The following is a 22,666-nucleotide window of genomic DNA, read 5'->3' as shown; positions in this document are numbered from 1 at the left end:
CTTAGGAGTTGGAGATGTCGGGACCGGTAATGCCTCGCAGGGGCTTCCTGGCGGGCGCGGCGGGACTCGCGGCGGCCCTGACTCTGGCGGCCTGCGGCGACGGCGGCGGCACCGCGGCCCCCGCCGCGTCCGGATCCGCCGGCGCCTCGGCCGGCGCCTGGTCGTTCACCGACGACCGCGGCAAGAAGGTGGAGCGGCCGGAGCCGCCCGCCAGGATCGTCGCCCAGGTGGGCTCGGCCGCCGCGCTGTGGGACTTCGGCGTGCGCCCCATCGCCGTCTTCGGCCCGCACAAGCTCGCCGACGGCAGCAGGGACCCGCAGGTGGGCAACGTCGACATCACCAAGGTCGAGGGCCTCGGCAACGTGTGGGACGAGTTCAACGTCGAGAAGTACATCTCACTCCAGCCCGACCTCCTCGTCAGCAGCATGTACGAGAAGGGCACCCTCTGGTACGTCCCCGAGAAGTCGAAGGACACCATCGAGCAGGTCGCCCCGACCGCCGGCGTCATGCTGACCGGCCGCAGCGCCCTGGACGTCATCGGCACGTACGAGCGGCTCGCCCGGTCCCTCGGCGCCGGCATGGAGGGCGTGCCCGAGGCCAAGGCCCGCATGGAGGCGGCCACCCAGGAGCTCGCCCAGTTCAAGGACCTGCGGATCCTCATGGTCTCGGGCGGCGCGGACGCGTTCTGGGTCGTCAACCCGCCGGAGTACCCCGACATCGTGCACCTGATCGACGCCGGCCTCAACGTCGTCAAGCCCGACAAGGTGGACGAGGGCGGCTTCTTCCAGACGCTCAGCTGGGAGAACGCCGACGCCTACGACGCCGACGTGATCCTCTACGACACCCGGACGCAGGCGCTCAAGCCCGAGGAGATGATGCAGAAGCCGACCTTCGCCAAGCTCCCCGCGGTCGAGGCCGGCCAGCTCTACCCGTGGTCCGCCGAGGCGCCGTTCAGCTACCACGGCTACGCGGACTTCCTGGAGAACCTCGTGGCGAACCTGAAGAAGGCCGAGCCCCTTCAGTAAGCGCCGCGGACTTCGACGATCTCGGCGAGCGGGAACTCCAGGTAGTCGCCGGCCTCCTCGCACCAGGCGTCGAGCGCGCCGCCCCGCAGCTCGCCGTGGCTGATCGTGGCCGTCAGCCCGTCGCTCAGCGTGATGCCGGCACGCACGCCCCGGTCGACGACGAAGCCCAGCAGCGACTGCTGGGCCGTCGGCAGCCGGGTCGCCATCCGGCCGATGACCGCCCACGTGCGCCCGTTCTTGCCGTCGTCCTGCCTGCTCGCGGACAGGAGGCGGCGGGCGTGCTCGTACGGGTCGGGCGGCGGCTCGGCCAGCACGTGAGGCGGCGGCTCCACCTCCAGGCCGGGAAAGTCGGACAGCTCGGCCACCTGCCCGCCGGGCAGCAGGATGAGCTTGCCGTGGCCGGGCTCCTCGGCCCTGGCCCGGTGGATGGTGATCTCACCGGTGTCGGCGACGGGGACCGGCGAGTAGCCGACCTCGCGCAGCGCGGCGAGCGTGCGGTCGGCCGGCGTCGCGCTCACCAGCACCGTCGGGGCGAGCAGCCGCAGGCCCAGCCGGCCCAGGCGGCGGTGGGCGGCGATCTCGGCCAGCAGCCCGGTGTCGGCGGCCTGGACGACGCAGCCGACCGTGGTGACGGTCACCTCGCCGTGCCGCCGGGCGGTGTCGCGGACCAGGTATTCCAGCGGCTGGGGGATCGTGCCGACGGTGGCCAGCTCGTCGAGCAGCTCGTCGGCGTCGTGTCCGCGGTCGAGCGCCCGGCGCACGCTCTCGGTCGTGAAACGCCACACCGAGGCCGCGCCGCGCGACTCGCGCTCGGCGACCCGGTCGAGCAGCGCTGCCAGCTCGGCCGACGGCGGCCCGGTGACGACCGCGGTCAGGTCGGGCCCGAACAGCGCGCTGCGGCGGACGCTGGCCAGCGCGCGGGTGGCCGCCTCGACCAGCGTGGGGTCGTGCTCGACCATGGGAACCGCGTCGTCGTTCTCGTCGCCTGGCTTGGCCGTCAGCCCGGCCAGTGCCCGGCCGAGGTCGGTGAGCGCGTTGTTGGCCAGCAGGCCGAGCAGCCTGGCCTCGTCGAGCACCGCCGGCGCGCACGCGCGCAGCAGCGGCAGGTCGATGAGCGGCGCGTGCCAGTGGACGTTGGCGACGAGGCTGTCGCGGTCGGCGAAGGCCGTGCCGGAGGGCAGCTGGGCGAGCGCCGACAGCACCGCCCGGCGCACCCGCGCGACGGTGCCGCCCGCCGGGTCGTCGCCGAGCACGGTGCCGTACTTGCCGTCGATCCTGCGCAGCGACGAGCGCTCCATCCGCCACCAGGCCGCCAGCAGCACCCGCAGCCGGGCGGAGCCCTCGTCGAGCCGCCAGCGGTCGAAGCGCTCGGTCGGGATCATGCCGCCGGACTGCTCGTCCCAGGCCAGCAGCCGGGCCACCGCGCAGACCTCCAGCAGCAGGCGCGTCTCGTCCTCGTCGCAGCCGGTCTCCTTGGCGACCCTGCGGACCTCGCGCACGCCGACGCCGCCGGTCTTGAGCAGCGGCAGCGGCGTCTTGGAGGTGTTGTCGAGCAGGGCCGCGCACCGCTCGACCACGTGAGGGGCGGCCAGCGTCATCAGGTGGTCGACCTCCTCGGGGTCGACGGGGATCGTGGCCACCTCGGGCGCCACCGGCCGGAACGGCGGGTGGTAGCCGGGGCCGCGCAGGGCCAGCGCGATCTCGCGGGGGATCTCGCCGACGTGCCAGCTCGGCCGGAACAGCAGGCCGTGGTCGGCGCACCAGCGCTCGGGGGTGCCGGGGGTGACGAACCGGCCGCCGTCGACGTCGAGCGTGGGGCCCTGCCAGGCGAAGCGTTCCAGCAGCGCGACGGTGCCGTCGGGGGCCTGGCTCACCAGCGACCTGACGCGCTCGCCGTCGCCGAGCGCCTCGACGGCCCTGGCGATCGCGCGGCGCTTGTTGCCCTGCGCCGGCAGCCCCAGGTTGCGCGCGAGGGCCTGCAGCGCGTCGTTGCTGATCGACCAGGAGTTGAGGTAGTGCTCAAGCGGCTCGCCCAGGCCGAGCGGCGAGGCCCACCAGCGGGTCACGCCCTCCGCGAGGTGGATCACCCTCCCGTCGCCGGGCCAGGCGAGGGCATGGTCGTAGAGGTGTTCGAGCCAGGGGGTGACGTCGTCGACCGGCGCGTCGAGGAACGCGGCCAGGCTCTCGGGCGTCGGGCGGGTCATGGCCAGGGCGGTCTCGGCGAGTTGCAGGCACGGCAGGGGCAGACCGCGCAGGGCTTCCATCACCGCGAAACCGTTGGAGAGCCGCTGGGCCAGGGTGTCGAGCCGCCTGGGCCAGGGAGCGGCGATGGCGTCGGGCCGGTTCGCGAGGATGCGACCGAGCCTGTCTTCGTCTAGGGTGCGTAGCCAGCCGAGCAGGTGATCTTCCATCTGTCAGCACTCTCATGGGGTCGCGCGCGGGACTCACCGTGAGCCATGAGCATCCACGGTAATGCAGATCACCCCCGTCAGGAGAGGACTGCCCAGACGATCTTTCCGTGGGGTGCGAGGGCGGACCAGCCCCAGCGGAGGCTGAGCGATTCGACGATGTGGAGGCCGAGGCCGCCAGCGTCAAGGGGGCCAGGGTATCGCAGCACGGGCACCGAGGACGCGGGATCGGTGAAGGCGCTCGTGACGAGCGGCCCCCGGCGTACGAGGGACATGTGGACGGTGCGCTCGCGGCGCGGGTCGTCCAGGCACAGGCCGTGGCGCAGCGCGTTGGTGGCGAGCTCGGAGACCACCAGCTCCATGTTCTCGATCAGCTCGCCGAGGCCCCAGCCCGTCAGCGTGCCCGCGCTGAAGCTGCGGGCGGTGTGAACCGAGGAAGCCGTAGGCGGGAGCACGAACGTGGCGCTGGCGGACGGGCCCGGGACGACGAGGTCGAGGGCCGCTTCCGGCCACCAGCCGACTGGAGGCCACCAATCGAACGTTGTCCACTGGCCGTGGGCCGTGGTGGATTGCACGTGATCATTCTGCGTCAAACTCTCGTGCAGGTGCAAGAGCGAATGCACGTGCAGCCAACCCCTGTACACGCTACGGTTTGCCTCAAATGGTCAATATGGGGGAAAGGGGATCTTGTCCGCGGCCCATGATCTTCCGGCCGTGAAGTGACAGACTGTTTGGCAAGGAAACGACCAAGGAGCTGCACGTGTCCATTGATCCGCCCGGTTCCGGTTCGACCGTGAGGCGCATCATGCTGGGGGCGAGCCTCAGGCGCCTGCGCGAAGCCAGCGGTCTCGACCGGGCACAGGCCGGATTCCACATCCGGGCGTCCGAGTCCAAGATCAGCCGCATGGAGCTCGGCCGCGTGGGCTTCAAGACACGTGACGTGGAAGACCTCCTCACCCTGTACGGCGTCGTCGACGACGCCGAACGCCGTGCCCTGCTGGAGATGGTGCGCGAGGCCAACACCCCCGGGTGGTGGCACAAGTACTCCGCCGAGCTGCCGTCATGGTTCACCACGTACATCGGCCTCGAGGAGGCGGCGAGCGTGATCCGCACCTACGAGGTGCAGTTCGTGCCCGGCCTGCTGCAGACGGCCGCGTACGCGCGCTCGGTCATCGAGCTGGGCAACCCCGATGAGAGTCCGGACAAAATCGAACGCCGTGTGCATCTGCGCATGCAGCGTCAGGAGCGCTTCACCCGGAAAGACGGACCCCGTCTGTGGGCCGTCATCGACGAGGCGGCGCTCAAGCGGATCATCGGCGGGCGGGAGGTCATGGCCGAACAGCTCCAGCACCTGCTGGAAGTCGCCGCTCTTCCCAACATCACCATTCAGGTGATGCCCTTCAAGTTCGGCAAACACGCTGCTGAAGGGGGCGCGTTCAGCATCTTGCGGTTTCCCGAGTCCGACTTGTCGGACGTTGTCTACGTCGAGCAGCTCTGGGGTGCCCTGTACCTGGACAAGCGTGAGGACGTCGACCCGTACCTCACCGCCATGGAGCAACTGTGCGTGGAGAGCACCACGCCAGGGGGCACCGTCGAGCTCATCGGCGGTCTTCTCAGAAAGATGTAGATGAACCAGACCTACAACGGAATGCCGGCCGCGGACCTGACGCAGGTCTCCTGGCGCAAGAGCCGTTACAGCAACTCGCAGGGCAACTGCGTGGAACTCGCGGAGCTTCCCGACGGTGGCATCGCGGTGCGCAACTCACGCTTCCCCGACGGCCCTGTCCTCATCTATACCCGTGACGAGATCCGGGCCCTGGTGCTCGGCGTGAAGGACGGAGAGTTCGACGGCCTCCTCGTTTAACAGGGTGTTAACCTCCGGCGCGGCCGCTTAACGGCGGCGCGCCGGAGGCGTAACCGCCCGGCCTCGTCCCCAGGCGAGGATCGGAGTCATGCTCGACCAGATGACCCTGTATCCGATCGCCGACGACGTGCTGTTCGCACCGGGCGGCAAGGTCGTGATCCGCACCTACGGCGTGGCTCCCGCGACCTCGGGGGCCTCCGTCTCCTACCGGACCTGGGTAACCGGCATCCGGGACCAGCCGCGCTACTGGCACTGGGGCCACTTCGAGGACGCCACCAGCGGGCACCGCAAGGTCCTGGAGTGGCTCACGGGGCGGGGCCCGCAGCCCGCCCAGGCCCTGGCCTGACCACCCGGCCCGCCACCGGCCGGCCACCTGGCCGGCGGTGGAAATACGCGACTACCCGGAAGGCCGCCGTCGTGAGACGCTTCTGACACCCCTCCCCGGCCGTCGCCGCCCGCGGGCGGACCCGCCGGGGTCAGCCGAGGGTGCGGAGGTCGCCATGACGGACCTGTACCTCTACAACGGGCAGAGCCCCGACGAGCACGTCGCCTCGTGCCCCGACTGCCGCGCGGCCGCCGCGCTCCTCGACCGGCCGGAGACATCGGCCGAGCCACCCCCCACGATGCGTGACGCGGTGCTGTCCCTGGCGCGCCGCCGCCGCAGCCCCGCCGTCCTCGCCGTGTCGTCCGTCGCGGCGCCGTACGCCGAGCAGGTGGCGCTCATGGACGACCTGCTGAAGGACCTCAGCGAGCCTCAGTGGGACGCCCCGATCCCCGGGCACGGCACCGTCAGGGCGCTCGTCGAGCATCTGGTCGCCAACGACGCCGCCGTGGCCGCGTTCATGGGCGTGCCCGGCACGGCGGCGGCCACGGTGCACCGCCGCTGGCGCGAGCAGGCCGGCTCCCTGCTGGAGCGCGTCTCGGGCAGCAGCGAGGTGCTGCTGGGCGTCGAGGTGGCGCTGGCCGGGCCGCGTCCGGCCCGCGCGCCGCTGCGGCAGGCCCTGATCCAGCGCACGTTCGAGACGTGGACGCACGCCGACGACATCAGGGCCGCCACCGACCGCACCGCGTCGCCGCCCCGCCCCGAGCACGTGCACCTGATCATCGAGTTCGGCCTGGCGCTGCTGCCGCGTGCCATGAAGGCCCCCCGGCGGGACGTCTCTGCCACGATGGTGCTCACCGGCCCCGGCGGCGGCAGCTGGACGGTCCCGCTCTCGCCCGCCTCCGACCACGTCGCCGTGGTGATCTCGGCCGACGCCGTCGAGTTCTGCCGGCTGCTGGGCAACCGGTGGCCGCCCGGGTCCTTCCCGTACGCCGCCGAGGGCGACCCCGCCCTCGCCCGTGACCTGATCCACGCCGCCGCGACGCTGGGATGCGACTGATGAGCGACAGGGAACTGCGCGCCCGCCTGACCGCCGGCGACCTCGACGCGCTCGCCGACGTCTACGACCGCCACGGCCCGTACGTGTACGGCGTCGCCGTCGCGATCACGGGCAGCCGGGCGTACGCCGAGGAGGTCACCCAGAACGTGTTCGTCGCCCTCTGGGAGCTGCCCTCCTCCTACGATCCCGGCCTGGGCTCGTTACGCGGCTGGCTGGTCAGCCGCGCCCTGCACGAATCGGCCCGCCGCGCGAAGGTCGGGTGACCGGTCATCGCTAGGCGCAGGTCACGGGGGCGTTCCAGGCGGTGAGCACCGGCTCGGCGTGCTCGAAGCCGAGCCGCGAGTAGGTGCCCGTGTCGAGCTTGAGCAGCCGGCCCTCCTCGGGGGCCAGGCGCAGCCACCGGGCGGCCAGCACGCGCAGGAAGTGACCGTGCGCCACCAGCGCCACCCTGCCCTCGGTCGCCCGGGCCCGCTCGATCACCCGGTCGGCGCGTACGGCCACCTCGGCGGCGCTCTCGCCCGGGTGCTCGGCGTCGCCGGGGATCACGCCGTCACGCCACAGGTACCAGCCGGGCCGCGTCCTGCGGATGTCCGGCGTGGTGATCCCCTCATAACCGCCGTAGTCCCATTCCCACAGGTCGGCGTCCACCTGGTAGTCCGTCAGGCCCGCCAGCTCCGCCGTACGCCGCGCCCGCTGGGCGGGGGAGACCAGCACCAGGTCGAACGGCTCCTTCACCAGCGGCGCCAGCGCCCTGGCCTGCTCCTCGCCGTGCTCCGTCAAAGGCAGGTCGGTGCGGCCCGTGTGCCTGCCCGCCTTGCTCCACTCGGTCTCTCCGTGCCGGAGCAGCAGCATCTCGTTCATGCGTCCCATCATCCGGCACCGCCGACCCCACACCGCCCCCAGGTGCCACCACGTGTGGCGATCTCTCCCTTATGGTGTGGTTTCGAGGCGTTTGAGGAGGATGGATGGAGCCGGTGGCGGTCGGACTGGTGGGAGCGGGGCCGTGGGCACGGATGGCGCACGCGCCGATGCTGGCCAAGGGGCCGCACACGCGGCTGGCCGGGGTGTGGGGGCGCAGGCCCGAGAGCGCCGCGGAGCTGGGCGCCCCGGTGTTCACGCGGATCGAGGAGCTGTTCGACCACTGCGAGGCCGTGGCGTTCTGCGTCCCGCCCGCCGTGCAGGCCGAGTACGCCGTGCGGGCCGCCCGCGCGGGCAAGGCGCTGCTGCTGGAGAAGCCCCTCGCCGACACCCTGGAGGGCGCCCGGCGGGTGGCCGACGCGGTCGCCGAGTCCGGAGTCGCGTCCCAGATGGTGCTCACCCTGCGCTACGCCCAGGAGACCCGCGACTTCCTGGCCCGCTGCGCCGAGATCGCCCCGTTCGGCGGCCACGCCGCGAACGTCTCCGACGTCCTGCTCGGCGACCACCCCTTCGCCACCCCCTGGCGCCTGCGGCACGGCGCGCTGCTCGACGTCGGCCCGCACGTGATCGACCTGCTCGGCGCCGCCCTGGGCCCGGTGACCGGCGTACGCGCGCACGGCAACCCGCTCGGCTGGACCGGCCTGCTGCTCGAACACGAGGGCGGCGCCGTCAGCGAGGCGTCCCTGTGCATGGCCACCGCCGGCGACCCGCCGCCCTCCACCGTCGCGGTGTACGGCCGCACCGGCAGCGCCGTGCTCCCGGCCGTCCGGGGCGACGCCCTGGCGACGGTGGCCGAGGAGTTCGCCAGGACCGTACGCGACGGCGGCGGCCACCCGCTCGACGCGGCCCACGGTCTCCGGCTGCAGCAGGTCATCGCGGAGGCGGAGGCCCAGCTCACGTCCTGACCCCGCCGGGCCCCTTGACGCCGGAGGGTTCACGGGCATTGATAACGTTTGTCCGATGCGCAGGGCGCAGCGAAGTCCGGTGCGAGTCCGGCGCTGTCCCGCAACTGTCCAAAGCCAGGTCGCCTGCCTCTGCGCTGACGTCATCATCCCTCGTGGAAAAGGGTGATCCGTCGCTTCATGCGGGTCTCTCGGTTCCGACAGTGTGAAAGGACTTCTCGTGAGGCCCGTACGCACGGCCTTCGCGGGCGCGCTGCTGGGAACGCTTCTCCTGGCCGGCTGCGGCCAGGGCGGCACCGCAGCCTCCCCCTCCCCTGCCCCCGCCGCGTCCTCGCCCTCCTCCGGCGGCTTCCCCGTCACCGTCGAGGCCGCCAACGGCGCGGTGACCATCGCCGAGAAGCCGCGGCGCATCGTCTCGCTCTCGGCGACCCACACCGAGACGCTCTTCGCCATCGGCGCGGGCCCCCAGGTCGTCGCGGTCGACGTCCAGTCCAACCACCCGCCGCAGGCCCCGAGGACGAGCCTGTCCGGCTTCAAGCCGAACGTCGAGGCCATCGTCGCCCAGAAGCCCGACCTGGTGGTCGTCTCCGACGATCTCGGCGACGTCGTGGCCCAGTTGGACAAGCTCAACGTGCCCGTCCTGCACCAGCCCTCCGCGACCAAGCTGGAGGAGGCGTACGAGGAGATCGAGGAGCTGGGCGCTGCCACCGGCAACAAGGCCAAGGCCGACGAGGTGGTCGCCGGCATGAAGGCGGACCTGGAGCGCCTGGCCGCCGAGGCCCCCAAGGACGCCGGGCTCACCTTCTACCACGAGCTCGACCAGACGCCGTACGCCGCGACGTCGCAGACGTTCATCGGCCAGATCTACGGCCTGTTCGGCCTGACGAACATCGCCGACAAGGCGCCCGACGCGGCGGGCGGCTACCCGAAGCTGTCGGCCGAGTTCGTCGCCCAGGCCGACCCCGACCTGATCTTCCTGGCCGACGTCAAGTGCTGCGGCCAGAACAAGGACGCCCTGGCCCAGCGGCCCGGGTGGAAGAACCTGTCGGCCATCAAGAACGACCACGTGGTCGAGCTGGACGACGACATCGCCTCCCGCTGGGGCCCGCGCATCGTCCAGCTGGCGGAAACCATCGGCGCCGCCGTGGCCAAGGCCGAAGCCGGCGCGAGCTGACGTGGTGACGCGGGCCCGACCCTCCCGGGCCAGACCGCTCTGGGTGGCCTGCGCCCTGGGCGTGCTGGCGGCCTCCATGCTCGCCGGGCTGCTCGACGGCGCCGCCGACATCTCGCCGTGGCAGGTGGTGCTCCAGGTGGCCGACTGGCTGCCGTTCGGGCACGTCGACTCCGGCCTGGCGCCCGTCGAGCAGGGGCTGCTGTTCGAGCTGCGGCTGCCGCGGGTGCTGGTCGCCGCCGTGGTGGGCGGGCTGCTGGCCATAGCGGGGGCGGCCTACCAGGGGGTGTTCCGCAACCCGCTGGCCGACCCGTACCTGCTGGGCGCCGCCGCCGGGGCGGGGCTGGCGACGACCGCGGCGATCGTGCTGCTGCCGTCGTCGGCCGCGAGCATCCCGGTCGCCGCGTTCGTCGGGGCGCTCGGGGGCGTGTTCCTGGCGTACACGCTGGGCAACACGGCCGGGCGGGCCGGCGGCACCGCCACGCTGGTGCTGGCCGGGGTGGCGGTCACGTCGTTCCTGACCGCGATCCAGACGTTCGTCCAGCAGTTCAACGTCGAGGAGTTGCAGCGGGTCTACTCGTGGATCCTCGGCGACGTCGGCGGCGGGTGGGACCAGCTCTGGCTGGTCCTGCCGTACGCCGCCGTCTCCGCCGTCGTGCTGCTGCTGCACGGCCGGATGCTGGACGTGCTGTCGGTGGGCGACGACGAGGCGTCCGGGCTCGGCGTGCGGGCGGCACGGGTGCGTTTCACCGTGCTGCTGGCCGCCTCACTGGCCACCGCCGCGGCCGTGGCGGTGAGCGGGCTGATCGGGTTCGTCGGCATTGTCGTCCCGCACGTCGTCAGGCGGCTGGCGGGCGGGTCGTACCGGATCGTGCTGCCGCTGTCGCTCATCGGCGGGGCGGCGTTCCTGGTGCTGGCCGACCTCGTGGCCCGCACCGTGCTCGCCCCCGCCGAGCTGCCGATCGGCGTGGTGACGATGTTCGTCGGGGCGCCGTTCTTCGTCGGCGTCCTGCGCATGACCAGGCGGGCCGTCACGTGATCCGCACCCAGGACGTGTCGGTACGCCTCGGCGACCGCGAGGTGCTGTCCGGCGTGGACCTGCACGTGCGGCGCGGCGAGTGGACGGCCGTCATCGGGCCCAACGGCGCCGGCAAGTCCACCCTGCTCAAGGCGCTCATGGGGCTGGTCAAGCACCAGGGCGAGATCCTGCTGGACGCCCGCCCTGCCGCGACGCTGAAGCCGCGCGCCCGGGCCCGGCTCGTCGCGTACGCGCCGCAGGCGCCCGCGCTGCCGCCGGACATGACGGTCTTCGACTACGCGCTGCTGGGCCGGACGCCGTACATCCCCTACCTGGGGCGGGAGAGCGCGCACGACCGGGAGGTGACGGAGTCCGTCCTCGACCGGCTGGACCTGGGCGAGCTCGCCATGCGGCGCGTCGGCGAGCTGTCGGGCGGGGAGCGGCAGCGCGTGGTGCTGGCCAGGGCGCTCGCGCAGGAGGCGCCCGTGCTGCTGCTGGACGAGCCGACGACCGCCCTCGACCTCGGCCACCAGCAGCAGGTGCTGGAGCTGGTGGACCGGCTGCGGCGCGCCGACGGGCTCACCGTCGTCACCACCCTGCACGACCTGACCGTCGCCGGCCTGTACGCCGACGCCCTGCTGCTGCTGGCCGGCGGCCGGGCCGTGGCCGCCGGCCAGCCGTCCCAGGTGCTGACCGAGGAGGCCGTCGGGCGGCACTTCGACGCCCACGTCAAGGTCGAGCCCGGCCCCGACGGCAGGCCCGTCGTGCACCTGGTGAGGGGAGGGCCGTGAAGCTCACGTACCGGACGGAGGACGGCGCGCGGCTCGGGACGCTGCTCTGGGAGTTCGGCCCGGGCTGGCGGATGATTTCCTCGGCGATGCTCGGCGGCGGCATCGGGCCCCGCGCGTGGGTGCTGAACGCCCAGGTGGTCGCCGGATACGCGCGGATGGACCCGGCCGAGCACCTGGCCTCCTTAGGACCGGGCGGCGACGGGGTCGGCATGATGACCGCCGCGTCCGTCGACCGCTGCGTCCGGGCCGACGACGGGGGAGTGGAGGCGTACGCGACTGTCGGGCTGCGGGTGCCCACCTGGGCCGCCGCCCCCGACGGGCACGCGGATCCCGAGCTCGCGCCCATCCGGGTGGGCACGATCAACATCCTCGTCGTCGCCCCCGTGGCCATGACCGACGCGGCGCTGGTCAACACCGTCATGACCGTCACGGAGGCGAAGACGCAGGCGCTGGTCGAGACCGGCTACTCCGGCACCGGGACGGCCTCCGACGCCGTCTGCGTGGCCGTGCCGGCCGAGGGGCCACGGGAGGTGTTCGGCGGGCCACGGTCGGAGTGGGGCGCCCGGGTGGCCCGCGCCGTGCACGCGGCGGTGAGGAGTGGCGCCGAATCGTGGCGCCCAGGTGACTCTGCGTAAGGAAAATCGGGCAAGTAGCATGTGGGCGAGGGCAACGATCCCGATACTCGGCGGGTGACCGTTATGGCGACGAGCGAACCGACCACGAGGCGCACGGTTCTTCCCGGTGCGCCGCCGTTCACGGTCGACGACCTGCTGAAGTTCCCCGACGACGGGAACCGTTACGAGCTCTTCAACGGGAGCCTTGTCGTGAGCCCTGCCCCCACCCCCCGCACCAAGACGCGATCTTCCTGCCGCAGACGGTGCTCCATCAAGCGGCGCCGCCGCATCTGAAGGTCCTGTCGACCGTCAACGTGCGCGCGTCGGACCACGACTTCTACATTCCCGACCTCGTCGTGGTGCCGAAGGAGAGAGCCAGGGCGGTGCGGCTGATGTTCGAGCCCGACGACGTGCTATTGGCCGTCGAGGTGGTCAGTCCCGGCACGCAGGTCCGCGACAGGGCGACGAAGACCCAGGCCGCTGCGGCGGCCGGCATCCCCGCCTACTGGCGGCTCGAACTCGACGAGGGGCCGACGCTTTATGCCTACGAGCTCGACGGCGACTCCTACCGCGGGCCGGTGGCTCACAAGCCGGGCAACACGGCCAGGTTCACCTCGGCCTACCCGGTGAGCTTCGATCCCGCCGACCTCATCGACGGCTGAGGAGCGTAACGCCAGGGGCGTGTTCCGCGATGGGTCGGCGTAGGCGACTGTAGGGCGATCCCTTGACTTACGGCACCTGCTTGCGACGCTGGTCGTAGTCCTGCGTTTGGAGCGGAGATGGCGCGTCTCACAGCCCTGGCCGGCGGCATCGCGGTGGCCCTCGCGCTGACCGCCGTGCCCGTCATGGCCCACGAGCACCCGAGCGGGATCACCGACCTGGTCACCCCGGCCGTGGTGCGCGTGGAAGCCGTCTCCCACGTGGAGATCACCCTGCTCGACCACGTCAGCGTGCTCAGGCACGTGGAGCGCTCCTACGACTTCCCCTTCGGCGCGGGCACCGGCACCGTCGTCAGCCCGGACGGCACGATCGTGACGCTGCGGCGGGTGGTGGACAACCCCGACGACGTCGCCGTCCTCGCGGCCAACAAGATCTTCGCCGAGCACCACGACGTGAAGATCCCGCAGGACGACGAGAAACACCGGCTCTCCGACGACCTGCTCGACCGGCACCTGCGGGACTGCTACCCGCCCAAGAGCGACACCGCCACCTGCATCATCGACGTCACCACGGAGATCACCGTCTTCCCCAACGTCTCGCCGCCGAGCGAGGACGGCTTCAAGGTCAAGCTGCTGGAGGCCGGCCCCGACCCCGACAGCCCGGCCGTGCTGGCGCCGGTCGCGCCCGTCGTGGGCAGCGTCGGCATGCCGACCGCGCCGCTCGCCGACAAGGTGCCCGGCCAGGAGGGCTCGCCCACCAGCGTGGCCGGCTTCCTCGGCCGGCCGGGGCCGGAGGTCGCGCACACCGTCGAGATCGCCCACCTCGGCAAGGGCGGCGCGTCGGGAGACGGGGGCAGGCCGTTCGCCGACCCCGAGGAGAAGGCGGACGAGCCGGTCAAGATGGGCGGGCTCGCCGACAAGGGCATGGCGGGGGCGCCGGTGATCGGCGACAAGGACGGCCACGTCATCGGCCTGCTGGTCGGCGGCGGCAAGGACGGCAGGATGATCGGCGTCAGGGAGGTCACCGCCGTGCTCGCCGAGGCGAAGGTGGTGCCGCGCCGGGGCGCGATCGACACGGCGTTCGAGGCGGCGCTGACCCGCTACCACACGAAGTACTACACCGAGGCCGCACCCGGGTTCCAACGGGTGCTGGAGCTCTATCCCGGCAACCTGGTCGCGGCGGAGCTGCTGAAGACCTCGCTGGCCAAGCGGGGCGGCCCCGAGGACCAGGGGACGCGGAAGGCGGCGAGCACGGCCGCCGCCTCGACGCCGCTGTGGCCGTTCCTGGTGGCGGCCGGGATCCTCTTCCTGGTGGCGGGCGGCGGAGCGTACCTGCTGTGGCGCCGCCGCACTCCTGACCTGGAGCCCGCGCCGCCGGAGCCGCCGGCGGCCGGTCCGGTGTTCGACGACGGCGCGAACCAGACAGTGGTCGTGCGAAGGTCCCAGTCGTTCCCCGTGGTCCCGCAGGAGCAGCAGGTGATGACCGCGTCCGACCCGGCGATCAAGTACTGCACCTCGTGCGGGATGAGGCTCGGGCCGGCGCACCGCTTCTGCGGCTACTGCGGCCACCCGAGCGAGACGTGATGCCATTGAACGAAAGATCGCTCATCGGCCAGGAGGTGGCCGGGTACTACGTCGAGAACATCGTCGGCAAGGGCGGCATGGCCGTCGTCTACCTGGCGCTCGACCCCCGGCTCAGCCGCCGCGTGGCGCTGAAGATCCTCAACCCCGTGCTCAGCGTCGACGACAGGTTCAGGCAGCGGTTCATCCTGGAGTCCAGGACGGTCGCCAGCATCGAGCACCCCAACATCATCCCGATCTACGAGGCCAACGCCGACGCCGACGGCGTGCTGTACATCGCCATGCGCTACGTCGACGGCCTCGACCTGCGCCGGCTCATCCACGACCGCGGCCCGCTGCCGCTCGGCCAGGCCAACCAGATCTTCGCCCAGACCGCCGCCGCGCTCGACGCGGCCCACGCCCACGACCTGATCCACCGCGACGTCAAGCCCGCCAACATCCTGCTGGCCGGCGACCACGTCTACCTGACCGACTTCGGCATCACCAAGCACCGCTCGTCGATCTCGGGGCTGACGCAGACCGACCAGTTCATCGGCACGCCCCGGTACATGTCGCCCGAGCAGATCAACAAGGAGCACATCGACGGCCGGAGCGACCAGTACGCGCTGGCCTGCGTCGTCTACGAGGCGCTGTCCGGGCGGCTGCCGTTCCCGCGCGAGAACGACATGGCGCTGCTGTGGGCCCACCTGGCCGAGCAGCCGCCGCCGCTGTCGCAGCTGCGGCCCGAGCTGCCGCCGCAGGTGGACGCCGTCATGACCCGGGCGCTGGCCAAGTCGCCCGAGCAGCGTTACGCCAGCTGCGCCGAGTTCGTCACCGCGCTGCGCGACGCGATCAGCGGGCAGCCGTACGAGCCGGCGGAAGGGGCGCGGTACGAGAGGGGCGGGCAGCCGCTCGTACCGCCCCCGAGCCAGAGCCCGCACTCCGGGCCCCACCCTGTGCGGCCCGCACCCCCGCAGGGGCCGGCGCGCAGGGTGGCCGTGACGCGGCCCGCGCGGCACTCGGCGGCGCGCAGGCGGCCCGGCCGGCTGCCGATCGTGGCCGCCACGCTGGTGGCCGCCGCCGCGGCGCTCGCGCTGGTCGCGTTCATCGTCGTCAGCGAGCAGGCCGAGACCTGGTTGCGCTACAAGACGAGCGCCGCCGCGCCGCTCACGTTCGACCACCCGGGGAACTGGACCGTCCGCACCCACCAGGACCTCTTCGCGGTGGTCTCCCCGCACGCCTCGGCGTTCGAGGAGTTGTTCGTGGCCGGGCCCGGCGCCGACTGGACGGCCGTCTCCGAGATCGTCGCCGGCGAGCCGGACAGCGTCTCGGGCGTGTACGTCCAGGTCTCCGACACCCTCGACGCCGGCGGCACCTCGGAGCAGATGAAGGCCAAGATGGAGGCCCTGCTGCCCGGCCAGGTCGATCTCGGCAGGCCCGTGCCCGACCAGGCGGGCAACCGCCCGGCCACCCGCTTCGACGGCGCGCTGCACGACCCCGGCACCGGCACCCGGCTCGGCTTCGTCAGCTACGTGATCGAACGCGAGCCCAAGACCATGCTCATCATGTACTTCTGCGCCAGGGCCACCTGCGACGACGCCACCCAGACGAGGATCAGGCAGAGCGTCCACGTCCCGTGACCCGGTGAACCGGCTTGGCACGGCCGTCCGAGGCTGTCCAACGGCGGGGCGGACGTCTAGCCTCCGGTGTGTGGGCATACGCATCGTCATCGCCGACGATCAGGCGATGGTCAGGGCCGGGCTGCGCATGGTCGTCGAGAGCGATCCCGGCATGGAGGTCGTCGGCGAGGCGGCGGACGGCCGCGAGGCCGTCGCCGTGTCCCGGCGCACGCGCCCGGACATCGTCCTCATGGACATCTCGATGCCCCGGCTCGACGGGCTGTCGGCGGCCAGAGAGCTGCTCGACACCCCGTCGCCGCCCAAGGTCATCACACTGACCACGTTCGACACCGACGAGAACCTCTACGCCGCGCTGCGCGCCGGCACCAGCGGGTTCCTGCTCAAGGTGTCGCCTCCCGAGCAGCTGCTGGAGGCCATCAGGGTGGTGCACGCCGGCGACGCGCTGCTCGACCCGGCGGTGACCAGCCGGGTGATCGCCACGTTCGCCGGCCGGCAGGAGCCGAAGCCGCCGCCCGCGCTCGGCGAGCTGACGCCGCGTGAGCTGGAGGTGCTGCGGCTGCTGGCCCGCGGCCTCACCAACGCGGAGATCGCCCGCGAGCTGTACGTCGGCGAGGCCACGGTCAAGACACACGTGGCGCGGGTGCTGATGAAGCTGTCGCTGCGCGACCGGGCCCAGGCCGTCGTCTTCGCCTACGAGAGCGGCGTCGTACGGCCAGGAGCCGGCTGAGCCGTCTCGGCATGCGGAAGGGTTGGCGGACTTTGCTCGCCCTGTGTGTATATTTTCCGTCAGAAAGCGGAGAAAACGGGAGATATTTCATGCAGGCGTTCCCGCGAGTGTTGTTCGACGAGGCCCACAGCGAGTCGTGGACCATCCGGCGCGAGGTGGCCGAGGCCGTCAACCCGGCCCACCCCGACGACTCCAGCTACGCCGGCGCGGCGGGGGTGCTGCGCCACCTCGGTCACACGGTCACGGCCCGCACGGAGGGGGCGCTCGACGCCGCCGCGCTGGCCGGCCAGGACGTCCTGGTGATCGCGCACCCGTCGGGGGAGCGGTGGGAGCGGACGACCGGCCAGGGCAGCCCCGTCTTCTCCGCCGCCGAGCTGGACTCCGTCGAGTCCTTCGTCGCGGCCGGCGGCGGCCTGGTCGTCCTCGCCGAGGAGGAGCAGGACAAGTACGGCAACAACCTCAACGAGCTGCTCGCCCGGTTCGGCGTCCGGGTCCGGCACGCCACCGTGCGCGACCCCAGGAACGCCCACCGGGACGTGGCCACCTGGGTCCTCGGGGAACGGGCCACCGAGTCCGGGCTGCTGGCCGGGGTGCGCACGGCGTGCTTCTACCGGGCCGGCGCGCTCGACGTCTCCGCGCCGGAGGCGGTCGTGCTGTTCGCGTCGTCGCCGTCCGCGGACCCGGCGGGCGCGCCGCTGGCGGTCGCGCTCCGGCACGGCGCGGGCCGCGTGGTCGTCTTCGCCGACTCCGACCTGTTCGGCGACGACTCGCTGGACGACTACGACCACCGCAGGCTCTGGGGCAACATGATCACCTGGGCCGCCAGGGTTCCCGAGGCCGGCCCGGGCCCGGCGGTGTCGGCCGAGGACGGCAAGGCGGCCGTGTTCGCGCGGCTCAAGGCGGACGTGGAGGAGTTCCGTCCGCTGCAGGTCAAGGACGGCTCGGTCCCGGAGGAGAAGGAGCGGGGCAAGGCGCTGCTGGCGCAGATCAGCGCGAGCCTGGGCGAAATTTCGCAGTATTTCCCCCATGACGCCGCGTACCTGGCAGCCGTGCGGGACGACCTGGCCGACTGGGCCGCGCAGGACCTCGGCGTGCCCGACTTCCTGCGCTCGCTGGAGCTCTTCCACCCCGACACCCAGCGCGTGGACGGGCTGGAGCACGTCGTCGTCTTCCCGATGTACACCCAGAACGGCAACCGCGACCGCAACCTGGAAGCCGTCTGGATCCGGACGATCTGGCCCGACTGGCTGGCCCGGCTGGAGGCCGGCGGCTACGACAACGCCATGTTCGTGCCGATCGCGTTCGTGGACTTCACCTCCGGCTACGACACCCACTCCGCCGTGCTCTTCCCCGAGACGGTCGCGGTGCGCCGCGCGCCCGAGCGCTTCACCTGGGGCGGGATCTTCGCCGACCGCGAGGCCGGCCGCTTCCGCCGGGTGTCCAGGGCCGCCACCGAGACGCTCAAGGTGGACCTGCCGCCGGACGCCGACCGGCTGCTCGCCTCCCAGCAGCTCGCCCAGGACACCTTCGTGCTGTGGGACCTGGTGCACGACCGCACGCACAGCCATGGTGACCTGCCGTTCGACCCGTTCATGATCAAGCAGCGGATGCCGTACTGGCTGTACGCGCTGGAGGAGCTGCGCTGCGACCTGACCGCGTTCGGCGAGGCCGTGAAGCTGGAGGAGCGGGGCGTGCCGCACGCCCGGTACGTGCAGCTGGCGATCCTGTTCGACCGGCTGTTCCGGTTCCCGATCACGGGGGAGCGGGTGCGCAACTACGACGGGCTCGGCGGCCAGCTGCTCTTCGCCTACCTGCACCGCAACGACGTCGTGCGGTGGACCGACAACCGGCTGTCCATCGAGTGGGACCGGGTCGCCGCCGGGGTCGCCGACCTGCGCGGAGAGGTCGAGAAGCTCTACCGCGACAGCATCGACCGGCCGAAGCTGGCGCACTGGCTGGCGGCGTACGAGCTGGTGAGCGCGTACGTGGCGCCGCACCCCGCCTCCACGTGGGCCAAGGGCGTCGAGGCGCTGCCGGAGGAGCAGAAGGCCAAGGTGGACGCGGTGCTGCCGGACGAGTTCCCCCTCAGCATGTTCTACGAGGCGCTGCGCCGTAAGCTGACCGAGGTGGTCGAATCGACTGAAGGACTCCGAGCATGATCATTCTGGTTACCGGGGCAGGAGGGCCCACCGGTGAGGCCGTTTCCGAATATTTCTGGAAAAAGGGCCACACCGTCATCGGCGTCGACAAGGACGACGTGGACCTGCTCGACCGCGCGGCCGTCCAGGAGCTGGCGGCCCGGATCGACCGCGAGCACGGCCGCGTGGACGGCGTCGTCCACCTCGTCGGTGGCTGGCGCGGCTCGGCTTCCTTCGCCGAGACCAGCCTCGACGACTGGGACGTCCTGCACGACCTGCTGATCCGCACCCTCCAGCACGTGTCGCTGGCCTTCGAGCCGCTGCTGCGGCGCAGCGACAACGGCCGCTTCGTGATCGTCTCCGCCAAGGCGGCCGAGCGTCCGAGCGCCGGCGGCGCCGTCTACGCGGCGGCCAAGGCGGCGGCGGAGGCGTGGACGCTCTCCCTGGCCGACGCGCTCAAGGACACCTCCAGCGCGGCGACCGTCCTCGTCGTCAACGCCCTCGTGAACGACGCCATGCGCGCCGAGCGGCCCGACGCGAAGTTCTCCCGTTTCACCGATGTCAACGACCTGGCCACGGCCGTCGGCGGCCTCTACGACCGCCCCGCCGCCGAGGTCAACGGCGCACGATTGGACCTCACTCAGTGAATTCCCGGCACGACCCCCGGCTCAAGGCGTTCGCCAGCGACAACTACGCCGGGGTTCACCCCGAGATCCTCCAGGCCATCGTCACCGCCAACGGCGGACACCAGATCTCCTACGGTGACGACGTCTACACCGAGGCCATGCGGGAGGTCTTCAAGCAGCACTTCGGCGAGCAGGCGCAGGCGTGGCCGGTGTTCAACGGCACCGCCGCCAACGTCGTCTCCCTGCGCTCGATGACCGCCCCATGGGAGGCCGTGATCTGCGCCGAGACGGCCCACATCAACACCGACGAGGGCGGCGCCCCCGAGGTGGCGGGCGGTATCAAGCTGCTGCCCGTGCCCACGCCCGACGGCAAGCTCACGCCCGAGCTGATCGACCGGCAGGCGTGGGGCTTCGGCGACGTGCACCGCGCCCAGCCGAAGGTGGTGTCCATCTCCAACACCACCGAGCTCGGCACCGTCTACACGCCCGACGAGATCGCCGAGATCTGCGCGCACGCCCACGAGCTGGGACTGCGCGTCCACCTCGACGGCTCGCGCATCACCAACGCCGCCGCCGCGCTGGACGTCCCGCTGCGGACGCTGACCACCGACGCCGGCGTGGACGTGCTCTCCTTCGGCGGCACCAAGATCGGCCTGCTGTACGGCGAGGCGGTCGTCGTGCTGAACCCGGCGGCGGCCTCCGGTGTCGACTACATCCGCAAGACGTACATGCAGCTGTCGTCCAAGATGCGGTTCGTCTCGGCGCAGTTCGAGGCGCTGCTCTCGGGCGACCTGTGGCTGCGCAGCGCCCGCCACGCCAACGCCATGGGCCGCCGCCTGGCCGAGGCCGTGCGCGGCATCCCCGGGGTGGAGCTGCCGCGCGAGGTCGAGGCCAACGCCGTCTTCGCCGTCCTGCCGAAGGACGTGGCCGACCGGCTGCGCAAGCGCTTCCGCTTCTACACCTGGAACGAGGCGACCGGCGAGGTGCGGTGGATGTGCGCGTTCGACACGACCGAGCAGGACGTGGACGCCTTCGCCGCGGCCCTGGCCCAGGAGATGGCGGCGAGCTGAGTCACCGCAGCGCGAGGCGGGCGGCCTGCCAGCCGCCCATGCCGTGGGCGCCCGGCCCCGGCGGCGTGGACGACGAGCAGAGGAACACCCCCGGCAGCGGCGTACGCCACGGGGCCGGCGACCAGACCGGCCGGCGGACGAACTGGACGAGGCTCGCCAGCCCGCCCCCGATGTCGCCGCCCACCAGGTTGGCGTTGGCCGCCTCCAGCTCGGCCGGGCCCATCGCGTGGCGGGCCAGCACCCGCTCGCGGAAGCCGGGCGCGAACCGTTCGATCTGCGCCTCGACGACCTCCGTCATGTCGAGGCGCGAGCCGTTCGGGACGTGGCAGTAGGCCCACAGGGTGTGCCCGCCGCGCGACGGGTCGGCCGCGTACGGCTGCACGAGCAGCACGTACGGCCGGGGCGAGTGCCGGCCGGCGGCCATCTCGGCCTCGCTGAGCGCGATCTCCTCCAGCGTGCCGCCGAGGTGCACCGTGCCCGCCCCGGCCACCGCCGGGTCACGCCACGGCACCGGCCCGTCGAGCGCCCAGTCGAGCTTGAACACCCCGGGCCCGTAGCGGTAGCGGGCCAGCCGCCGCCGGTAGCCCGCCGGCAGGTCCGCCATCGCCAGGAACTGCCGGGGTGTCACGTCGAGCACCACGGTGGGCGCGTCGAGCTCGGCCAGGCGCCGTACGCGATGGCCGCTCACCGCCTCACCGCCCAGCGACCGCAGCTCGGCGACCAGCGCGTCGGCCAGCCGCTGGGAGCCGCCCCTGACCAGCGGCCAGCCCACGACGTGCGCCAGCGCGGCGAGCATCAGCCCGTAGCCGGCCGTCATGGGGGAGCGCAGGTCGAGCACCGAGTGCGCGGCCATGCCCGCGAGCAGCGCGCGCCCCTCCACCGTGCGGAACGCCCGCCGGGCCAGCGTCGTGGCGGGCAGCGCCCCGGCCAGGCCGAACCTGGCCGCCCGCGCGAACGTCATGGGGTGCGGCGGCCACGGCCCGAGCGGCTTGAGCAGCAGGTCGATCAGCGGCAGCCCGGCCCGCGCCGCCGCGCCCGCGGTCGCCAGCCACACGCCCGCGTCACGCCCGAGCCCTTCGGCGGTGCGCCGCGGGTCGCGGTGGACCAGCACGGCGGGACGGCCGTCGAGCGGATGGGCCGCGGCCACCGGCGGATGGGCGAACTCGACGCCCTTGAGCTCCAGGTCGCGGAAGGCGGGGGAGGCCAGCGTCATCGCCATCACGGTCGCGCCGATGTCGTGAACCCGCCCCGGCAGCGTCAGCTCCGCCGACCTCAGCCCGCCGCCGAACCGCTCGGCCGCCTCCAGCAGCAGCACCTTGCGCCCGGCGCGGGCCAGCATGACCGCCGCGACCAGCCCGTTGGGCCCCGAGCCCACGACGACCGCGTCGGCGCTCATGGCTACTGCCGCGGCAGGATCGACGGGTACGGCTGCGCACCGCGCCGGCGCAACAGGTCGGTCATGAGCGTGATCTCGGCGGTCTGCCCGTCGATGATCTTCTGTGCCATGCCGGCCACCTCGGGGCGGTCGGAGAGCTTGAGCAGGCCCTGCGCCATCTCCACGCCACCCTCGTGGTGGCGGATCATGAGCTGCAGATAGAGCACCTCGGCCTGCGCGCCCGTCGCCTGCTTGAGCTTCGTCAGCTCCTGCCTCGAAGCCATGCCCGGCATCTCCGCCACCGAGTCGACCGGCTTCATCGGGGTGCCACCGTGCGCGTGACCGCTCATCCAGGCCATGGGACGCCGGCCACTCGCCTGGCTCAGCCCCCACGCCTGCAGCCAGCCGAGGAACATGCCGCGCTGGTTGGACTGCGTGGTGATGATGTCGAACGCCAGGTTCCTGATCTCCGGCGCGGGGCCCTTGTCCCTGACGATGAACGACATCTCCACGGCCTGCGCGTGGTGCGCCGCCATGTCACGGGCGAACCCCGCCTCCGCGGAGGCGTCGCCGGGCGTGCCGCTCCGGCCGAACAGCAGGAACGCGGCCGCGGCGAGCACCAGCACACCGCAGACGACCAGGACGGGATTCCTCACAGGCTTCTCCATGGCCCGTCCAGCCTACCCACTCGGGGCTGCGCTCCTCCGGCGTGCCTGCCACGTACCAAGCTGTGATCGGAGCTTATGCGCCGCTTATTCTCCGCATACGCCCAGAGGGC

Annotated in this window: 23 protein-coding genes; 18 read left to right on the top strand and 5 right to left on the bottom strand. The window is 72.3% G+C overall.

The window, feature by feature from the left end:
• The first annotated feature begins 14 nt into the window (after window positions 1-14).
• Window positions 15-1,025, top strand: coding sequence for an ABC transporter substrate-binding protein (locus ACIBP6_RS19315; protein WP_397053850.1), 1,011 nt, complete (start codon window positions 15-17; stop codon window positions 1,023-1,025).
• On the opposite strand, the gene ACIBP6_RS19310 is transcribed toward ACIBP6_RS19315, so the two are convergent.
• Together ACIBP6_RS19310 and ACIBP6_RS19305 are read right to left on the bottom strand one after the other, a co-directional pair.
• The gene (locus tag ACIBP6_RS19310) at window positions 1,019-3,436 is read right to left on the bottom strand and encodes a helicase-associated domain-containing protein (RefSeq protein ID WP_397053849.1); all 2,418 of its coding nucleotides are present in this window, start codon (window positions 3,434-3,436) and stop codon (window positions 1,019-1,021) included. The genes ACIBP6_RS19315 and ACIBP6_RS19310 overlap by 7 nt on opposite strands.
• A 77-nt stretch (window positions 3,437-3,513) precedes the next feature.
• On the bottom strand, window positions 3,514-4,008 hold the full coding sequence (locus tag ACIBP6_RS19305) for an ATP-binding protein (RefSeq protein ID WP_397053847.1): 495 nt from the start codon (window positions 4,006-4,008) through the stop codon (window positions 3,514-3,516).
• A 230-nt stretch (window positions 4,009-4,238) separates the two neighbouring features.
• On the opposite strand from ACIBP6_RS19305, the gene ACIBP6_RS19300 reads away from it, so the two are divergent.
• From ACIBP6_RS19300 to ACIBP6_RS19280, 5 genes are all read left to right on the top strand, one after another.
• Window positions 4,239-5,060: a helix-turn-helix domain-containing protein gene (locus ACIBP6_RS19300; protein ID WP_132615726.1), complete on the top strand. Its 822-nt coding sequence runs from the start codon at window positions 4,239-4,241 to the stop codon at window positions 5,058-5,060.
• Window positions 5,061-5,297 (top strand): DUF397 domain-containing protein, encoded by a 237-nt coding sequence (locus ACIBP6_RS19295; RefSeq protein WP_132615686.1) that lies wholly within the window; start codon window positions 5,061-5,063, stop codon window positions 5,295-5,297.
• An 88-nt stretch (window positions 5,298-5,385) separates the two neighbouring features.
• Window positions 5,386-5,643: a 3'-5' exonuclease family protein gene (locus tag ACIBP6_RS19290; RefSeq protein ID WP_132615685.1), complete on the top strand. Its 258-nt coding sequence runs from the start codon at window positions 5,386-5,388 to the stop codon at window positions 5,641-5,643.
• Window positions 5,644-5,797: 154 nt separating this feature from the next.
• The gene (locus ACIBP6_RS19285) at window positions 5,798-6,679 is read left to right on the top strand and encodes a maleylpyruvate isomerase family mycothiol-dependent enzyme (protein ID WP_397053845.1); all 882 of its coding nucleotides are present in this window, start codon (window positions 5,798-5,800) and stop codon (window positions 6,677-6,679) included.
• Entirely contained in the window at window positions 6,679-6,942 is a 264-nt protein-coding gene (locus tag ACIBP6_RS19280; RefSeq protein ID WP_397053843.1) for a sigma factor, read from the top strand. Before ACIBP6_RS19285 ends, ACIBP6_RS19280 begins: the two co-directional genes overlap by 1 nt.
• A gap of 10 nt (window positions 6,943-6,952) precedes the next feature.
• Here ACIBP6_RS19280 and ACIBP6_RS19275 read toward each other — a convergent pair whose 3' ends face one another.
• The gene (locus ACIBP6_RS19275) at window positions 6,953-7,540 is read right to left on the bottom strand and encodes a histidine phosphatase family protein (RefSeq protein ID WP_397053841.1); all 588 of its coding nucleotides are present in this window, start codon (window positions 7,538-7,540) and stop codon (window positions 6,953-6,955) included.
• 104 nt (window positions 7,541-7,644) lie between these two features.
• On the opposite strand from ACIBP6_RS19275, the gene ACIBP6_RS19270 reads away from it, so the two are divergent.
• From ACIBP6_RS19270 to ACIBP6_RS19215, 12 genes are all read left to right on the top strand, one after another.
• Window positions 7,645-8,502 carry a Gfo/Idh/MocA family protein gene (locus ACIBP6_RS19270; protein WP_397053839.1) on the top strand — a complete coding sequence of 286 codons (858 nt, stop codon included), beginning with the start codon at window positions 7,645-7,647 and terminating at the stop codon, window positions 8,500-8,502.
• Window positions 8,503-8,719: 217 nt separating this feature from the next.
• A complete protein-coding gene (locus tag ACIBP6_RS19265) occupies window positions 8,720-9,673 on the top strand; it encodes an ABC transporter substrate-binding protein (RefSeq protein ID WP_397053837.1) in 954 nt (317 codons plus the stop codon).
• A gap of 4 nt (window positions 9,674-9,677) precedes the next feature.
• Window positions 9,678-10,709 carry a FecCD family ABC transporter permease gene (locus tag ACIBP6_RS19260; protein WP_397053835.1) on the top strand — a complete coding sequence of 344 codons (1,032 nt, stop codon included), beginning with the start codon at window positions 9,678-9,680 and terminating at the stop codon, window positions 10,707-10,709.
• Entirely contained in the window at window positions 10,706-11,479 is a 774-nt protein-coding gene (locus ACIBP6_RS19255; protein ID WP_397053833.1) for an ABC transporter ATP-binding protein, read from the top strand. Before ACIBP6_RS19260 ends, ACIBP6_RS19255 begins: the two co-directional genes overlap by 4 nt.
• Window positions 11,476-12,114 (top strand): adenosylcobinamide amidohydrolase, encoded by a 639-nt coding sequence (locus ACIBP6_RS19250; RefSeq protein ID WP_397053831.1) that lies wholly within the window; start codon window positions 11,476-11,478, stop codon window positions 12,112-12,114. The genes ACIBP6_RS19255 and ACIBP6_RS19250 overlap by 4 nt, the downstream gene beginning before the upstream one ends.
• 242 nt (window positions 12,115-12,356) lie before the next feature.
• Window positions 12,357-12,755, top strand: coding sequence for a Uma2 family endonuclease (locus ACIBP6_RS19245; RefSeq protein ID WP_397053829.1), 399 nt, complete (start codon window positions 12,357-12,359; stop codon window positions 12,753-12,755).
• A 117-nt stretch (window positions 12,756-12,872) separates the two neighbouring features.
• On the top strand, window positions 12,873-14,336 hold the full coding sequence (locus tag ACIBP6_RS19240) for a hypothetical protein (RefSeq protein WP_397053827.1): 1,464 nt from the start codon (window positions 12,873-12,875) through the stop codon (window positions 14,334-14,336).
• Window positions 14,336-15,952: a serine/threonine protein kinase gene (locus ACIBP6_RS19235; RefSeq protein WP_397053825.1), complete on the top strand. Its 1,617-nt coding sequence runs from the start codon at window positions 14,336-14,338 to the stop codon at window positions 15,950-15,952. The genes ACIBP6_RS19240 and ACIBP6_RS19235 overlap by 1 nt, the downstream gene beginning before the upstream one ends.
• Window positions 15,953-16,022: 70 nt before the next feature.
• Window positions 16,023-16,679, top strand: coding sequence for a response regulator (locus ACIBP6_RS19230; RefSeq protein ID WP_397053823.1), 657 nt, complete (start codon window positions 16,023-16,025; stop codon window positions 16,677-16,679).
• A gap of 89 nt (window positions 16,680-16,768) precedes the next feature.
• Window positions 16,769-18,838, top strand: a complete 2,070-nt coding sequence (locus ACIBP6_RS19225; protein ID WP_397053821.1) for a DUF6421 family protein — start codon at window positions 16,769-16,771, stop codon at window positions 18,836-18,838.
• Window positions 18,835-19,464, top strand: coding sequence for an SDR family NAD(P)-dependent oxidoreductase (locus ACIBP6_RS19220; RefSeq protein ID WP_397053819.1), 630 nt, complete (start codon window positions 18,835-18,837; stop codon window positions 19,462-19,464). Before ACIBP6_RS19225 ends, ACIBP6_RS19220 begins: the two co-directional genes overlap by 4 nt.
• A complete protein-coding gene (locus ACIBP6_RS19215; RefSeq protein WP_397053817.1) occupies window positions 19,461-20,513 on the top strand; it encodes a threonine aldolase family protein in 1,053 nt (350 codons plus the stop codon). Before ACIBP6_RS19220 ends, ACIBP6_RS19215 begins: the two co-directional genes overlap by 4 nt.
• Before the next feature lies 1 nt (window position 20,514).
• On the opposite strand, the gene ACIBP6_RS19210 is transcribed toward ACIBP6_RS19215, so the two are convergent.
• Together ACIBP6_RS19210 and ACIBP6_RS19205 are read right to left on the bottom strand one after the other, a co-directional pair.
• A complete protein-coding gene (locus tag ACIBP6_RS19210) occupies window positions 20,515-21,909 on the bottom strand; it encodes a phytoene desaturase family protein (RefSeq protein ID WP_397053815.1) in 1,395 nt (464 codons plus the stop codon).
• Between the two features lie 2 nt (window positions 21,910-21,911).
• The gene (locus tag ACIBP6_RS19205; protein ID WP_397053813.1) at window positions 21,912-22,544 is read right to left on the bottom strand and encodes a DUF305 domain-containing protein; all 633 of its coding nucleotides are present in this window, start codon (window positions 22,542-22,544) and stop codon (window positions 21,912-21,914) included.
• Window positions 22,545-22,666 lie beyond the last annotated feature (122 nt).

Source organism: Nonomuraea terrae (assembly GCF_044465245.1).
GTDB lineage: Bacteria > Actinomycetota > Actinomycetes > Streptosporangiales > Streptosporangiaceae > Nonomuraea > Nonomuraea terrae.
This window is presented reverse-complemented; position numbering and strand designations above follow the sequence as displayed.

What these genes read in the sequence shown, in the direction of transcription:
- ACIBP6_RS19315 (WP_397053850.1), top strand. Translation starts at nt 15, where the DNA reads ATGTCGGGACCGGTAATGCCTCGCAGGGGCTTCCTGGCGGGCGCGGCG.
- ACIBP6_RS19275 (WP_397053841.1), bottom strand. Translation starts at nt 7,540, where the DNA reads ATGAACGAGATGCTGCTGCTCCGGCACGGAGAGACCGAGTGGAGCAAG.
- ACIBP6_RS19225 (WP_397053821.1), top strand. Translation starts at nt 16,769, where the DNA reads ATGCAGGCGTTCCCGCGAGTGTTGTTCGACGAGGCCCACAGCGAGTCG.
- ACIBP6_RS19290 (WP_132615685.1), top strand. Translation starts at nt 5,386, where the DNA reads ATGCTCGACCAGATGACCCTGTATCCGATCGCCGACGACGTGCTGTTC.
- ACIBP6_RS19285 (WP_397053845.1), top strand. Translation starts at nt 5,798, where the DNA reads ATGACGGACCTGTACCTCTACAACGGGCAGAGCCCCGACGAGCACGTC.
- ACIBP6_RS19270 (WP_397053839.1), top strand. Translation starts at nt 7,645, where the DNA reads ATGGAGCCGGTGGCGGTCGGACTGGTGGGAGCGGGGCCGTGGGCACGG.
- ACIBP6_RS19220 (WP_397053819.1), top strand. Translation starts at nt 18,835, where the DNA reads ATGATCATTCTGGTTACCGGGGCAGGAGGGCCCACCGGTGAGGCCGTT.
- ACIBP6_RS19235 (WP_397053825.1), top strand. Translation starts at nt 14,336, where the DNA reads ATGCCATTGAACGAAAGATCGCTCATCGGCCAGGAGGTGGCCGGGTAC.
- ACIBP6_RS19240 (WP_397053827.1), top strand. Translation starts at nt 12,873, where the DNA reads ATGGCGCGTCTCACAGCCCTGGCCGGCGGCATCGCGGTGGCCCTCGCG.
- ACIBP6_RS19280 (WP_397053843.1), top strand. Translation starts at nt 6,679, where the DNA reads ATGAGCGACAGGGAACTGCGCGCCCGCCTGACCGCCGGCGACCTCGAC.
- ACIBP6_RS19295 (WP_132615686.1), top strand. Translation starts at nt 5,061, where the DNA reads ATGAACCAGACCTACAACGGAATGCCGGCCGCGGACCTGACGCAGGTC.
- ACIBP6_RS19310 (WP_397053849.1), bottom strand. Translation starts at nt 3,436, where the DNA reads ATGGAAGATCACCTGCTCGGCTGGCTACGCACCCTAGACGAAGACAGG.
- ACIBP6_RS19210 (WP_397053815.1), bottom strand. Translation starts at nt 21,909, where the DNA reads ATGAGCGCCGACGCGGTCGTCGTGGGCTCGGGGCCCAACGGGCTGGTC.
- ACIBP6_RS19300 (WP_132615726.1), top strand. Translation starts at nt 4,239, where the DNA reads ATGCTGGGGGCGAGCCTCAGGCGCCTGCGCGAAGCCAGCGGTCTCGAC.